The 15,117-nt window shown below is 40.5% G+C and carries 17 protein-coding genes; all 17 read left to right on the top strand.

Annotated elements, in window-relative coordinates; translation table 11 throughout:
• Positions 1 to 100: 100 nt before the first annotated feature.
• The 17 genes from RYO55_RS05625 (at position 101) to RYO55_RS05545 (ending at position 15,113) form a co-directional block, all read left to right on the top strand.
• Complete coding sequence (locus RYO55_RS05625) at positions 101 to 787, top strand: YggS family pyridoxal phosphate-dependent enzyme (protein WP_314984534.1); 687 nt, start codon at positions 101 to 103, stop codon at positions 785 to 787.
• A 53-nt stretch (positions 788 to 840) separates the two neighbouring features.
• Positions 841 to 1,338, top strand: a complete 498-nt coding sequence (locus RYO55_RS05620) for a cell division protein SepF (RefSeq protein WP_004695224.1) — start codon at positions 841 to 843, stop codon at positions 1,336 to 1,338.
• A 26-nt stretch (positions 1,339 to 1,364) separates the two neighbouring features.
• Entirely contained in the window at positions 1,365 to 2,159 is a 795-nt protein-coding gene (proC, locus tag RYO55_RS05615; RefSeq protein WP_004695227.1) for a pyrroline-5-carboxylate reductase, read from the top strand.
• A gap of 2 nt (positions 2,160 to 2,161) precedes the next feature.
• A complete protein-coding gene (locus tag RYO55_RS05610; RefSeq protein ID WP_314984532.1) occupies positions 2,162 to 2,947 on the top strand; it encodes a YlmH/Sll1252 family protein in 786 nt (261 codons plus the stop codon).
• A 57-nt stretch (positions 2,948 to 3,004) separates the two neighbouring features.
• Positions 3,005 to 3,652 (top strand): bifunctional precorrin-2 dehydrogenase/sirohydrochlorin ferrochelatase, encoded by a 648-nt coding sequence (locus tag RYO55_RS05605; protein WP_314984531.1) that lies wholly within the window; start codon positions 3,005 to 3,007, stop codon positions 3,650 to 3,652.
• A complete protein-coding gene (hemA, locus tag RYO55_RS05600) occupies positions 3,621 to 4,892 on the top strand; it encodes a glutamyl-tRNA reductase (RefSeq protein ID WP_004695233.1) in 1,272 nt (423 codons plus the stop codon). The genes RYO55_RS05605 and hemA overlap by 32 nt, the downstream gene beginning before the upstream one ends.
• 4 nt (positions 4,893 to 4,896) lie before the next feature.
• The gene (hemC, locus tag RYO55_RS05595) at positions 4,897 to 5,835 is read left to right on the top strand and encodes a hydroxymethylbilane synthase (protein WP_314984530.1); all 939 of its coding nucleotides are present in this window, start codon (positions 4,897 to 4,899) and stop codon (positions 5,833 to 5,835) included.
• Complete coding sequence (gene cobA, locus RYO55_RS05590; RefSeq protein WP_314984528.1) at positions 5,832 to 7,340, top strand: uroporphyrinogen-III C-methyltransferase; 1,509 nt, start codon at positions 5,832 to 5,834, stop codon at positions 7,338 to 7,340. The genes hemC and cobA overlap by 4 nt, the downstream gene beginning before the upstream one ends.
• Positions 7,341 to 7,349: 9 nt before the next feature.
• Positions 7,350 to 8,324 (top strand): porphobilinogen synthase, encoded by a 975-nt coding sequence (hemB, locus tag RYO55_RS05585; protein ID WP_008602583.1) that lies wholly within the window; start codon positions 7,350 to 7,352, stop codon positions 8,322 to 8,324.
• 9 nt (positions 8,325 to 8,333) lie between these two features.
• Complete coding sequence (gene hemL, locus RYO55_RS05580) at positions 8,334 to 9,638, top strand: glutamate-1-semialdehyde 2,1-aminomutase (RefSeq protein ID WP_314984526.1); 1,305 nt, start codon at positions 8,334 to 8,336, stop codon at positions 9,636 to 9,638.
• 46 nt (positions 9,639 to 9,684) lie between these two features.
• Positions 9,685 to 10,146, top strand: coding sequence for a helix-turn-helix domain-containing protein (locus tag RYO55_RS05575; protein ID WP_314984525.1), 462 nt, complete (start codon positions 9,685 to 9,687; stop codon positions 10,144 to 10,146).
• A 304-nt stretch (positions 10,147 to 10,450) separates the two neighbouring features.
• Positions 10,451 to 10,879: a hypothetical protein gene (locus RYO55_RS05570; RefSeq protein WP_302498946.1), complete on the top strand. Its 429-nt coding sequence runs from the start codon at positions 10,451 to 10,453 to the stop codon at positions 10,877 to 10,879.
• A 20-nt stretch (positions 10,880 to 10,899) separates the two neighbouring features.
• Positions 10,900 to 11,280, top strand: a complete 381-nt coding sequence (locus tag RYO55_RS05565; RefSeq protein WP_314984522.1) for a hypothetical protein — start codon at positions 10,900 to 10,902, stop codon at positions 11,278 to 11,280.
• A 45-nt stretch (positions 11,281 to 11,325) separates the two neighbouring features.
• On the top strand, positions 11,326 to 12,213 hold the full coding sequence (locus RYO55_RS05560; protein ID WP_314984521.1) for an immunity protein YezG family protein: 888 nt from the start codon (positions 11,326 to 11,328) through the stop codon (positions 12,211 to 12,213).
• A 156-nt stretch (positions 12,214 to 12,369) separates the two neighbouring features.
• Positions 12,370 to 12,801: a hypothetical protein gene (locus RYO55_RS05555; RefSeq protein ID WP_314984520.1), complete on the top strand. Its 432-nt coding sequence runs from the start codon at positions 12,370 to 12,372 to the stop codon at positions 12,799 to 12,801.
• A gap of 23 nt (positions 12,802 to 12,824) precedes the next feature.
• On the top strand, positions 12,825 to 13,214 hold the full coding sequence (locus RYO55_RS05550) for a hypothetical protein (protein WP_314984519.1): 390 nt from the start codon (positions 12,825 to 12,827) through the stop codon (positions 13,212 to 13,214).
• Positions 13,215 to 13,415: 201 nt separating this feature from the next.
• A complete protein-coding gene (locus RYO55_RS05545; RefSeq protein WP_314984518.1) occupies positions 13,416 to 15,113 on the top strand; it encodes a ShlB/FhaC/HecB family hemolysin secretion/activation protein in 1,698 nt (565 codons plus the stop codon).
• The last annotated feature ends 4 nt before the right edge of the window (positions 15,114 to 15,117 follow it).

Raw genomic sequence — 15,117 nt, 5'->3', positions numbered from 1 at the left:
GCCTTAAATCATGTACATTTGACCTTAAATACTATATAATAAAATAGTCTATACAAATATATTTGATGATTATGATATATAGATTGAAGGGGGCATTCACGTGATTGAAGAATCCCTACACGCTATACAGCAGCGCATGGCCGATGCTATGGCGCGTGTTGGTCGCGTAGATACAGCATTATTAGTGGCGGTTACAAAGAACCACCCTGTGTCGGCTGTGGAAGAGGTCGCACGGCTCGGTGTCACTCATGTAGGGGAAAATCGAGTACAAGAGGCCAAAGAAAAACAGCTAACCTATAAGGGGCCACAATTAACATGGCATTTGATTGGTCATTTACAGGTCAATAAGGTGCGCCAAGCGGTCCCTATGTTTGATTTGATTCATTCTGTAGACAGCCGTAAATTATTAGATGAAATCGAAAAGATTGCTGCAAAGCACGATAAAATACAAGATGTATTACTGCAAGTCAATGTGGCCCGCGAAGCTTCTAAAACGGGAATGACCGTCGAAGAGTTTCCGGAAATACGAGATTATGCAAAAACATTGCCTCATGTACGCATAAGGGGCTTGATGTGTATGGCGCCATTTTTCGATGATCCACAGGAAGCTCGTCCAATCTTTCGCGTAGCGAATGCCTTGTTTGAGGATATGAAACGCTACTTTGAAGAAGGGCAGATTCAATATTTATCTATGGGGATGACTCACGACTTTGAGGTCGCTTTGGAAGAAGGGGCTAACATCGTTCGTGTAGGCACAGCAATTTTTGGGGAACGTGTATATTATTAAGGTTCGGGTTACCTGATAATCGGAAGCGTTAATTGTATTAGGAGGAAATCCAAATGGCATTGGGAGATTATTTAGACAAAGCAAAAAACTTATTCTTAGGCAGAACTGATGATGACTATGAATATGATGATTACGAATACGAAGATGAAGAGGAATACGAAGCTGAACCTACCCCAGTAGCAACAGCGGCTCCCGTGTCCGGCGCATCTGAATTTCATCCACGCAAGGTAGGAGGTCAATCTACGATGACACAACGTCCAACAGCTATGAAAGTAGTTGTAATTGAACCAAAAGTATTTGAAGATTCTGAAAATATTACACATCAATTGCGCGACATGCGTCCTGTATTGATTAATTTTGAAAATACAGACCCTCATGAAGCAGCTCGTATTGTAGATTTCGTATCTGGTGCGACCTATGCATTGGATGGCAAATTGGAAAAAGTAGGTAAAGACATTTTCATGTGTGTACCTGTAAATATTTCCATTGATTATAATGACAATGAAAGCAACACAACTGAGCAAAACGAATATTCTTGGGAAAACAAATAATCTCTCTATAAATGGTGGTGATAACTATGTTAGGTAAAACCCTATGTATAGGCGTTGGCTCAATGGGGGGCGCTCTATTGCGCGGTGCATTACAGCATGGTGTGTTGAAAGCCTGTGATACACACATTCTAGTGCGTCGCGAAGAACAATGTAAGGCTCTTGCAGAGGAGCTTGGTGTAGTAGGTTTTACTACATTGCCTAATGTAAACGAGTACAACACTATTCTATTGGCTGTAAAACCACAAGTGTTACCATCTGTGTTAGAGACTTTAAAAGAAGTACCTTATGGGACTGTTATGATTTCCGTTGCTGCAGGCGTCACATTAGATACTCTTGATGCGGCGATTCCACAAGCTAACTGGTTTAGAGCTATGCCAAATACACCGGCTTCTATCGGTGCGGGCATGACGGCACTTGCCGGAGATGATGTGAATACTGACCTAGGTCGTACTGTACAAGCCTTATTTGAGGCTGTAGGTGAGGTAGCAGTGGTGAGCGAAGCCGATTTAGATCGCTTAGGCGCACTATCTGGCGCGGGCCCTGGCTATATGTTCGTTATCCTTGATGCTTTAGCTGATGCGGGCGTTCGTATTGGTTTACCACGTCAGCTAGCCATAAAGGCAGCTGCTCAAACAATGTACGGTGCAGGTAAGATGGCTCTTGAAAGTGGCAATCATCCTGCAGTACTACGAGATCAAGTGACCAGCCCTGGGGGCACTACCATTGCCGGTATTGGTGCCATGGAAAAAGGTGGACTTCGCAGTGCTCTCCAAGACGGCGTAGTAGCATGTCTTGCTCGGTCGAATGAATTGGGGAAATAATTTTGGCAGATACTAGTAAATTAATACGATATTTTGAAGCCAGTGGCAGTGGCGAGGAAGCTCGCCGCATGCTAGACTTAGCTGAGCAGGTTGTAAAAGGTCGCCCATACCGTGTGGCGGACTTTACGAGCCCTGCAGGTCTTGTCATTGCAGACGCAATCAAGGCTAACTACCCACAGATTATCGTTAAGACTGACGGTGGCTATGAAGGGGCGGAACGTATTCGTATCGCTTTTGTAGACAGCGACTTTAACGGGACTGTGGACATGGGTATTCGCGCTCTTAAGGTGAATTGGGACCCTCGGTTCCGATTGCTTACCCATCGGGATGTACTGGGCTCCTTGATGGGCCTTGGCATTGATCGCTCCAAATTTGGGGACGTTATCGTCCAGCAAGGGGGCGCTCAGATTATGGTGGATGAAAGCGTGGCTGATTTCGTAATTCAAAACTTTACGAAAATTGCTATGGTTTCCGTATCTGTAGAGTCTATTGAGTTATCAGATATTGCACCAAAAGAAGAAAAAATTAAAGAAGTCCGCACTACAGTCGCTTCCTTGCGCTTAGATGCGGTAGCAAGCTCTGGCTTTAGTGTATCTCGCACTAAATTGGTGAGCGCTATCAATGCGGGCTTATTACAAGTAAACTGGCAACCAGCTAAGGGGGCATCCCAAGAAGTTAAAGAAGGGGATGTCATTTCCATGCGTGGTCGTGGCCGAATGAAGGTAGAAGCCATTACAGGTACCTCTCGTAAAGGGCGTATCGGCGTATATCTGAAACGATTTATGTAGGCAGTTGAAAATCGGCTTGACCATCAAGCCGATTTTTTTGTATATAGTAGGACAGCCATGGTATCCATAACATTTCAACCTACAACTGAAGATATAATCCTATTCGTAGGCGGCGGAGAAGTAGCAGAACGACGGATGCAGCTTTTTATTGAGGAGGTTTGCCAAATTATAGTTATAGCTCCTGCTGTAACGGATAGGATTGGCCAATGGGCAAAAGAAAATCGTATCACTTGGTGTGATCGAGCTTTCACAATGGACGACGAAGAGCATATTATTTCGAGCAGTTTATTCTTTATCTGCACAGATAATCATGAACTAAACGATACCTTGTATGAGCTAGGAAAAAAACATCGAGTGTGGACCAACCGCAGTGATGACCCGAGCGCGTGCAGCTTTACTGTGCCGTCATCCCTTGAGCTCGGCGATCTTCATATTGCTATTAGCGCTAACAATGTAGGTCCGCGTATCAATCGTCTTGTACGACAAGATATGATGAATCGTTATGGTCAGTTGCAAAAGGCTATGCCTAGACTTAAAATATTTAGAGAAGAAGTAAAGTTACTGCTTCCTACTCCAGAGGCTCGACAGAAATTTTGGCGAGACAATCTGACGGTAGAAACATTTGAAGCCATTCTCAAGGGAGAGTGGATGATTATAGAGGAGAAACTAAACCATGCAATTAGTGGTATTAGGTCTAAATCATAGAAGTGCCGCTGTAGAGGTGCGTGAACGTTTCTCGTTTGATAAAGACGAGGTAGTTGCCGCACTAAATCGCCTCTATGAATTTGACTGTATCTCAGAATGCGTTATATTATCCACCTGTAATAGAACGGAAATTTATGCTGCTTTAGAAGGTGTAGAATTCCCGAAGGATTACATGTTGGCAGTGTTAAAAGATTTAAAAGGAGCAGATCATATTGATGCAGATGCATTCTTCTTCTACGAAGAACGAGATTGTATTGAGCATCTATTCCGCGTTTCTGCTAGTCTTGATTCCCTTGTGTTAGGGGAAGGCCAAATCTTGAGCCAATTAAAAGGGGCTTATATTCAGGCTTATAGCGCAGGCTGTACGGGAACAATTTTTAATATTTTATTCCAACGGGCTATTAGCGTTGGTAAAAAGGTACGTACTAATACGGGCATTGCTAATACGCCTGTATCTGTTAGTTACACGGCGGTCAATCTTGCGGAGGACAGTTTAGATAAGCCATTATCCGAAGCTACAGTACTTATTTTGGGTGCTGGTACGATGAGTGAATTGACGGCTACTCATTTACAAGCGAAGGGTGTAAAAACGATTTTCGTATCTAATAGAACCTTTGCTAAGGCTGAAATGTTAGCGGAACGCTTTAATGGTAAAGCTGTTAAGCTCGATAACTTTGTAGAGTATGCTAAAGATGCGGATATTCTTATCACATCTACAGGGGCACCGCATTATATTATTACTGAAAAAGAAGCGAAGAAAATTACGACTCTTCGCAAGGGTGAACCAATCGTTATGATCGATATAGCGGTACCTCGTGATATCGATCCTGCGGTGGCAGATTTGGACGGTATTTACCTATTTAATATTGACTCTCTTGAAAGTGTAGTAGAAGAAAATAAGGCGCAGCGCGAAGAAGAAGCTCGTCGTGCGGAGCCTATTATTCATGATGCTATTGAAGAGTTATTGGATAAGTTGAGCTATTTAACAGTGCGTCCTATGATGGCATTGCTCACGGAAAAGGCTGAGCGAATTCGCCGTCGTGAATTACATCGCGCATTAGCTAAATTGCCAGATATTTCCGATAAAGAGCGCCGCGTTATGGACTCTATGAGTCGCATGATCATCCGCAAAATGTTGCGTGAACCGATGATTCACTTCAACGAAATCGCTGGTACAGAGGAAGAAGGCTTGTACTGGGATTTATTCAAAGATATGTTTAATCTTGAGAAAGAAGGCTAATGCCATGAGAGATCATATTCGAATCGGCACGCGAAAAAGTGCCCTTGCCCTGTGGCAGGCTGAACATATTAGTGCAGAATTACAACGTCTGTACCCAAATATTACGGTAGAGCTGGTTCACTTTAATACAAAAGGTGACCGTATCCTAGAGAAACCACTGGCTCAAGTTGGTGGTAAAGGTTTATTTACTGCTGAATTAGAAGAGGCTATGCATGCAGGCGACATCGACATCGCCGTACATAGCTTAAAGGATATGCCTACAGAGTTGCCAGAAGGCCTTACTCTTGGTGCCATCTCCGTTCGTGAAGTGCCGTATGATGCACTAGTGAGTCCCGTGTATAAAACACTAGACAAATTGCCACAAGGCGCTCGTGTTGGCACTAGTAGTTTACGCCGGCAAGCACAGCTATTACATGTCCGACCTGACCTAAAGGTAGAGGTTATTCGCGGTAATGTGCAGACTCGTTTGAGCAAAATTGAAACGGAAAAGCTAGACGGTGTTATCTTGGCTCAAGCAGGCCTTAAGCGATTGGGTTTAGAAGACCAAATTACACAAGTCTTCAAGGCCGATGAAATGATTCCTGCCGTTGGACAAGGGGCACTCGCTATCGAGTGTCGCGCTGATGACATGGAAATGCTTGATATGCTTTCACCTATCAATGATGAAGCAACGCGTTATGCCGTTGAAGGGGAACGTAGTTTCTTGCGTCAATTAAATGGTGGTTGTCAGGTGCCAATGGGTGTACATGGTACGATTAATAAAGGTCAACTCACATTGAAGGCTATGATTGCCTCTCTCGATGGCAAGACTGTATACGAAGGAGAAATCTCTGGTCCTGCTAAAAAAGGAGAGATTCTTGGCAAAAACCTTGCAAAAGCCTTATACGAAGAAGGGGGCAAACATATTGTGGATGCTCTCATAGAGGAAGGAATCATAAAATGACAGGTATGGTATATCTAATCGGTGCAGGCCCTGGCGATGTTAAACTCATCACCGTAAAAGGTCGCGAATGCATCGAAAAAGCAGATGTAATTGTATATGATTATTTAGCAGATGCTCATCTGTTAGAGTGGGCACGTCCCGATGCAGAATTGATTTATGCTGGTAAACAATGTAAAGATCATACGATGCATCAATGGGAAATCAACGAGCTTTTAGTACAAAAAGGAAAAGAAGGCAAAATCGTAGCTCGCCTAAAAGGCGGTGATCCGCTCGTATTTGGCCGCGGTGGTGAAGAAGCGATGGCTCTTGGCGAAGCAGGTGTGCCTTTTGAGTTCGTACCAGGTGTAACATCTCCAATCGCAGCGCCTGCTTATGCGGGTATCCCTGTAACACAACGCGCTATGGCTACATCCTTTGCGGTGGTAACAGGTCATGAAGATCCTACAAAAGCGGTATCCGGTATCCATTGGGAAGGCCTTGCTACGGCGGTAGATACACTTTGCTTTGTAATGGGTGTTGGTAATTTGCCTGTCATTGCGGAAAAATTGATGACTCATGGTCGTGCGCCATCTACACCCGTTGCGCTTGTTCGATGGGGCACAAAACCAGTACAAGAGGTATTGGTTTCTACCCTTGAACATGTTGTGGAAGATGTAGAGAAGGCGCAATTAAAAGCGCCAGCTATCATCGTAGTAGGCGATGTAGTCAACCTTCGTGAAAAATTACAATGGTTTGATAATAAACCTTTATTCGGTAAAACTGTCGTAGTCACACGCGCTCGCTCCCAAGCAAGTGCATTCCGCGAAAAATTAGCGGCTCAAGGTGCTAATGTAGTGGAAGCAGCAGCCATAAAAACATCTCCATTGGAATTGTTTGAGGAAGATAAACGCATCATCAACAATACAAAAGAATACCAATGTATCGTATTTACATCTGGTGAAGGGGTTCGCTACTTCTTTGATGCTCTATATAAAGAAGGCAAAGATACACGTGCTTTAGGTAATTCTAAAGTGGCGGCTATCGGTTGTGCTACGGCTCGTGAGCTTCGTAAATATGGCATTGTACCAGATATTATTCCTGTAGACTACAAGGCTGAATCTGCTGTAGAGGCTCTTGAAGAAGAACTCAATGCAGGGGATTCTGTACTGTTGATTCAACCAAAGGTAGCACGCGATGTGATTCCACGTTGCTTGCGTCACCGCGATATGAGTGTAGATATCTTGCGTTTATACGAAACTACACAAGATACATCTCAACAAGAAGCTTTAGTAAATGCTTTAACAGAAGGCAATGTAGATTACATTACATTTACAAGTTCTTCTACTGTAACAAATACAATTCAATTATTGGGCGACAATGCATTAGAGCTATTAGGCAAAACTAAAGTGGCTTGCATCGGTCCAATTACGGCTGCTACGGCTATGAGTGCAGGTCTTAAACCGGCTATCATCAGCGATGTATATACAACAGATGGCTTAGTAAATGCTATTATAAAGGATATTTAGGAGGATTACATGTACGATTTAACATACCGTCCTCGCCGCTTGCGTATCAATCCAGAAATGCGTGATTTGGTACGCGAAACGACACTCGACGTAACTGATTTGATTTATCCATTATTTATCGTGCCTGGTGAAGGTATTAAAAAAGAAATCGACACATTGCCAGGTCAATATCACTTGTCTGTTGACGAGGCTGTGAAAGTAGCTCAAGAGGCTTATGATCTTGGTGTGCGTGGTGTAGAAATCTTTGGTATTCCTACATATAAAGATGAGCAAGGTTCCTCTGCTTGGGATATGTCTCAACCAGTACAACAAGCCATCAAAGCCATCCGCGAAGCCGTGCCAAATCTTTTGGTTATTTCTGACGTATGCTTGTGCCAATATACCTCTACCGGTCACTGTGGCATGATTGATGACCATGAAATCTTGAACGACGAAACATTACCATTGCTTTGTAAAGTTGCGGTAAGCCAAGCAGAAGCAGGTGCCCATATGGTGGCTCCATCCGATATGATGGATGGCCGTGTAGGTGCTATCCGTGAAGCCCTTGATGCGGCAGGTTATACTAATGTATCTATTATGAGCTATGCTGCAAAATACGCATCCGCTTACTATGGTCCGTTCCGTGGTGCCGTTAACTCTGCACCTAAATTTGGGGACCGCAAGTCCTATCAAATGGACCCGGCTAATCGCTTGGAAGCTTTCAGAGAAATCGAACTCGATATCGCTGAAGGTGCAGATATTATCATGATTAAACCAGCCTTGTCCTATTTGGATATCGTTCGTGAAACACGTGACCGCTATGAATTACCTGTAGCTGTATACAATGTATCTGGCGAATATGCGATGGTTAAATCCGCTGCTGCAGCTGGTCTTATCGATGAAGAACGCCTCGTTATGGAAACAATGCTTTCTATGAAGCGCGCCGGTGCTAAAATTATCATTACGTACCATGCCTTAGATATTGCTAAATGGTTACAACAATAAGGAGGAACTATGTTCCAACTCGGTAAATCTGAAAAGGCCTTTGAAGAGGCTAAACGTTATATGCCGGGCGGCGTAAACAGTCCGGTTCGTTCCTACCGCAGCGTAGGTTCTAACCCTCCGTTTATCAGCAGTGCCAGCGGCAGCCGTATTTATGATATCGATAACAACGAATACATCGACTATGTGTTGAGCTGGGGCCCTATGATTTTGGGCCATGCGAACCCTGAAGTTATTGCTAGCTTGCAAGAGGCGATTCCTCGTGGTACTAGCTATGGTGCGCCTACACTACTAGAAACAGAATTGGCTAAAAAGATACAAGCCTTCATGCCATCTATGGAGGTTATCCGCCTCGTAAACTCTGGTACAGAGGCTACCATGAGTGCCTTGCGCGTAGCTCGTGGCTATACTGGTCGCGATCGTATCGTAAAATTTGTAGGCTGTTACCATGGTCATAGTGATGCGCTCTTGGTGAAAGCTGGCTCTGGCCTTGCTACCTTTGGCGTGCCGGATAGTCCAGGCGTTCCTCAAGGCGTAGCAGAGAATACCATAACATTGCCGTACAATGATTCTGATGCGGTTCGTAAATTATTTGACGAGATCGGCGATACTATTGCGGCTATCATCGTGGAACCTGTAGCAGGTAATATGGGCTGTGTGCCTCCAGTACCAGGTTTCCTCGAAACCTTGCGCGAGGTAACTAAGGCTCACGGTGCTGTACTGATTTTTGACGAAGTTATGTGTGGCTTCCGCGCTAGCAGTGGGGGTGCTCAAAAGCGTTACAAGATTAAACCAGACCTTACATGCCTTGGTAAAATCGTTGGCGGTGGCATGCCACTTGCTGTATTTGGTGGCTCTCGTGAAATTATGAACCAAATTGCACCAGCGGGTCCTATTTACCAAGCTGGTACATTGAGCGGTAACCCTATTGCCGTTACCTCTGGTCTTGCAACGCTTTCTATTTTGCAACGGGATCCAACTGTATTTAAACAAGTAGAAGATACGACAATTGCCCTTTGTGAAGGCTTTGAACGTTTGGCAGCACAATACAATGTGCCTGTTGTAGTTCAACGGGTAGGCTCTATGTTCACTATCTTCTTCACTGATAAACCGGTTAAGAACTTTGATGATGCAGCAGCTTGCAACGAAGAACAATTCAAAATGTTCTTCCATCATAATTTGAGCCATGGTATCTACTATGCGCCAAGCCCTTATGAAAGTAATTTTGTATCTATCTGCCATAAGAGCAGTGAAGTGGAACGCACATTAGCCGTTGCTGATGAAGCTTTCAAAAAAATCAGTGATACATTATTATAAAAGTATATAGTTTGTAGTTGTTTATGTATCGATACAGGTGATGAACATGCAGTTTTACAAGAACTTAAAGCGTGCTCGCGTGCGCATGGGCAAAAGCCAAATCGAAGTAGCAAAGGCCGTAGGTATCAGTAATGCGGCGCTTTCAAATTACGAAACAGGGTATCGCGAACCGGATTTAGATACACTCTGTGCCCTGTCTCGCTATTATGGATTGACCTTGGATGAGCTGTTGGATGTAAATGGAGAAGAACACGAGCCCATCTATGATCTCAGTCCTGTACTAAAAAATAAATACATCGCCTATAAGGGTGAAGTATTTGAGTTGAAAGACTCACAAAAACGTGCGCTCTTGCGTGAGCTAGGTAATCTATTTACTAAATTTGAGAAATCAAAGGTAGAAGATAAAAGTAGCAAGCCAAAAACGTACAAACATGGAAACCCTCATATCAATCGGGCGGGACTAGCTAGCAGCGCTGGTAGTTTAGTGGCACGACGGAATATAAAGTAGTGCAATATACTACATTGTAGATTGAATGGGACATGTTTATTAGAACAATTTAATTAAATCAATTATAAAAGCACCATCTATCCCAATGGGAAACGACACATAAGTCGGTCCTTGGTAGATGGTGCTTTTGTATTAATATAGTGTATATACCCGTGCCAACGCTCTGGCAGTCTTTGTTAAGGCTAAATATAAAAATAAATAAAAGATAATAATATTAAAATATCCGTTCGTGATATAATTTGGTTTAATATATAATCGAAATATAGAAGTAAATTGAGTATTAACTGGTCTTATAGGAGATATTATGAAAGTATGGAGCGTTGTAAAATCTATATTAGATCGAGCACCTTTAACCGTTAAATTTTATATTGGGTTTGTTTTGTTTGGGTTTTTATTAATAGGATCTGTATCTTTACATGCGTATATTAAAAGGCCGGAGCAAATGCAAAGCCTTCAATTATACGAACAAAAATTAGAAGATATATCTTTTAAAAAAGTAAGTGAAAAGTACTATGCGTCTGGTCGAGCCTATCAAAATAATAATCTTGAAATTATTTATGACTCTCTTACAATTAACGATGTTAAAGGGATACTTTCAAAACAAAATATAGGCTGGAATGAAATCAATAAGAATCGTATAGTTGGACATGATTATGATGCTAATATTTATCTCGAACTGTTTAAAGAACGCGGTTCTAATAAAGTGATTTTAATATTACAAAGAAGAAATTGATTATTATATAGGAGAAAGTTATGATAGTAGTATTTGCAGGATTTTTAGCATTTTTATTTTGTCTGTATTTCATTAAAAATCCATACTTCACATTACAGCATATTAAAATTAAACGCTCAAAATCTTTGTTAATTTCAGAGTTGTTTTTAGGTGTGATAATTTTCTTATATATTATTTTTGCAGGATATTCTAGACTAGTGCGGTTTTTATTAGAATTGACATCTGTAATTCTGTTTTTATTAGAAATGTGGTTAAGAGTTCCTGCTATTGAATCGGATTGTAGTTTATCACCTGACGTGAAAGTAATGCTCAATAAAAAAGCTAAAAAAGATTTTTATTCTACATTGCCAATATTTTTTATAGCAACATGTATGTTTGTATTTAATTTCATCAAGATTTAAATTGATTTAATTTAATTGGAAAAGTGAAAATTAATAGGAGTACATATGAATATATACATTAATAAAATAAGAGATATATTAGTTGATTTAATGCCCAAGCATTGGTATAAAATTTATTTGTATTTTGAATGTTCTGAGTTAGGATCAACATCAGGTTGTTATTATATAAAAACGCCAGGTGGATCTATTATTCAATATGGTGAATTTATATATAATTTTTCTGATGAAAATAGCGAACGAATAAAACAGGGGATGTATGATATTTTAACGAATGTTAGATTATTACACGAAGCATCGATTGAGAAGTGGACTTGGGGAACAATGTATATTTCACGCGATGATTATGAGCCCCATTGTGAATTTCATAATGATCCTGTAAGTGATGATTATTGGCTCCAAAATAGATGTAAGTGGGAATATCAGAATTTTGGTGTTCTAGCTAGAGAAGATGAATTTGAGCGGGATGTATATAAAGAAATGCTAAAAGGTCCTCGCGGTGTTTTATTATTGGAGGATATGGAATCTCGTGTATTAGCAAAAAATTATACTGCCATCGATAAGGCGTTTAAGTTAAAGCATAAAAGCTTAGAATCGGAACTTGAAAAACATTATAATAAAGTGGCCAAAAATATATACAAATTAACACCTCTAAGTTGGAGTCGTGCGAAACTATACTTTGAAACTAATGACAGTAATCCTGTTGTAGAGCTTTTAGTATATAAGACTGAGGATGATTCCTGTGTTTTGAAATATGTAGAGAATAACGATGATGAACCAGCTATTATTTCAGAGATTATGTATGATTTAAAGAATGAAGTTTTTGCAATGATTGAGACCTTTAAATTCTATAATCAAAACCCATTCTCTGGTTTAGTATATACATTAACATCTAATGGTGAGGTATCTTTAGAGCTAACTTATGGAGATAAATGATTTTAAGTTCGTTGATGAAATTGATTAGATAAGCTTTTACGCATCTGTTCATTAGGTGTTCGGAATCGATGGGTGACATACTATACTACAAAGAGTCAACTAATAGAACTGACTCTGATATTAGTGATATTGATGAGGTAAGAGGGAAAATTAGGGATGAATTTTAAAACAATTTATTCTGTTGTTTGGTATATATTTATAGGCTGTTTTAGCTTATGGCTAATTTGTGGATTAGGCTATAGGTTTTTGTTTAATGATACTGTTGAGCAGTCTAGAATGGAACTGACGCAAGCTTTAAATGCAACTTTTCCACGAGAACACTATATGATCGCTGGAGATGTATATGATTCGAACAGAAAAAATCTATTATCTAGAGGAGTATCAATAAACATAAAGAAAGATTTACTACATAGAGATATAAAATCAATAAAACCCTTGAGTGGGAATTGGACCTTAGTTGACCAAACTGAGTCTCGTTATGTATATGAAAATCAATCATATAGAGTATATGTAACAAAGGATCCGGTAAATGATGGATATATTGTAGTGTTAGCCCGTAATAATTGGTTAGAAAGATTGCATTTATAATTTTATTTTAAATGGAGCTATATATGAAGATTGGTCTTTCATTATTTTTACTATGTATATATTGTCTATATTTTATTAGGAATCCTTATTTTGTATTAGACAAGGAACAAGTTAAACGTTCTAAATCTATGTTATATACGGAAATAGGAATAGGCTGTCTGGTTTTTATACTCATTAATATTCCTTATGATAGTGCTAATTTAATTCATCTGTTAGCTGTTATAGGTATATTAAATTGGGTGTTAGAATTGTGGTTAAGAATTTTAGCGGTTAAATCTGACTCTTCACTTACTTTAGAGAAAATGCCTATTCTATTGAAAAAAGCAAAAAGAGATTTTTATTCTGTAATACCTATAATAGTTATTTTTATGCTTATGATTCTTTTTAATGTGATAACTGATAATTTTAAATAATCTTAAATTGCAATATGAAACTGAATATAACTAAAATTAAGTATATTTTGATTGATTAGTGAAAGAGAATTGTATGAATCAACTCTCTTTTGTTCTATAAAACATATATATACATAAAATATTGATTTTATGTTTTCTGAGAGATATAATCGAACTAATAAGTTAATAATTATTTGAAAGTAATATATAGGAGAGAGAATTATGAAAGTAGTATCAATCGCTGCCGGTTGTGTGGGCTTAGTTGGCGTTATGTGTGCAACGACAACTTTGGCAGCGGATGTACCTTCCTCATTTATTCAACAAGAAGCGGCTCGAGCCGATGCTTCTTTGCGTCAACGCGCGGAGGCACCGATGGCAAGGGCCGCTTTGTCGCGTTCAGAATCAAGTTATGACAATTTAAATGGCGCACCTATGGATGCATTGCCACAAGAAGCAGTGTCATTTCCAATTGACCAGATTGTGATTACGTCATCAGAACCGGTCTTTAAGAAGTATAGGAACCGATTGAAAATATATAATCATAACAATATTGGGGCAGAGGGGATTGTTGTACTGCAAAAGCAATTACAAGAGCAAATTCTTGCCGATGGATATGTAACGAGTCAAGTGATAGTTCCGAATCAGGATTTACAATCTGGTACACTCACTTTTGAAATTTTACCGGGCTATGTGGAAGATATTGTTCTCACGAATCCAAAAGCTCGCACGAATTGGCGAAGTGCGTTTCCTGTTCGTCCCGGATATGTACTGCGTAGACAAGCATTAGAGCAAGGTATAGACCAGATGCGAAATGTACCGGGACAAGATGTAAAGCTTAGTATTGAGCCAGGTACAAAGCCACTTCACTCTATTGTGAAGCTAACGGTAGAACAAAAAGGATTTGTGCATGGGTCGTTGATTTTAGACAATGCAGGTTACGAATCGACAGGGAAATACCAAGGCACTATGTATGTGTCGTTTAGTCAGTTGGCAGGGCTTAATGATACTTTATCGGCTAGTATAACGAAGGATATTGGTCATCATGGTGATGGATATGGATCAAAGCAGTATGCCATAAATTATGCCGTACCTGATGGAAATCGAATGTATCGCTTATCCACGTATCAATATAGTTATCATCAATTGGTATTTATGCCAGAAGCATTCCGTTCTTCTGGGAATACTCGGGGGATTGAGTTTTCTGTAGAGCAGGTTTTGAATCGGACGAGTCGCTCCAAGACCGCTGCTGTCGCTAAGGTGATTCATAAAACACGCCATAGTTACATTGATGATATAGAAATCGGTGTACAAGAGCAACATACCACAGCATTGGAACTAGGATTATCCCATCGTCAGTATAGTGGGAATACTATGTCTGATGTATATCTCTTTTATCGTCAAGGCATACGAGGCCTAGGTGCTACGGTACGCAGTTGGGAAGGTTTGGCAGATAATCCAACTACGTTATATAAAATGGCGGGACTAGAAGGTGAAATTCAAAGCGGTGTACGAATAGGTCATAAACAAGGTGTGTATACGATGCGTTTTAGAAGCCAATTTACCAATCAACGATTGTTTGGAACTGATCAATTTAGTATCGGTGGACGCTATTCCGTACGTGGCTTCAGTGGGGAAGAAACATTACGTGGTGACTCCGGTTACTACATTCAAAATGAATGGGCCTTACCATTTAGACGACAACGAATAACTCCGTATATAGGTATAGATATAGGTCATGTATGGGGGCCGTCCACAGCGACACAAATTGGTAATACCTTAGTAGGTGGGGTTATCGGTGTTCGTGGGAATATCGGCGATGCATTTCGCTATGATGTGTCATTAGGGACTCCATTTAAAAAGCCGGATGGTTTTACTACTGATACAAGCGTATGGGCTTTCAGATCCAGTCATCAATTTTAATTAA

The sequence above is a fragment of the uncultured Veillonella sp. genome (assembly GCF_963551295.1).
Lineage (GTDB): Bacteria > Bacillota > Negativicutes > Veillonellales > Veillonellaceae > Veillonella.
The sequence above is the reverse complement of the archived record's forward strand: the minus strand, read 5'-3'. Positions and strand labels throughout refer to the sequence as shown.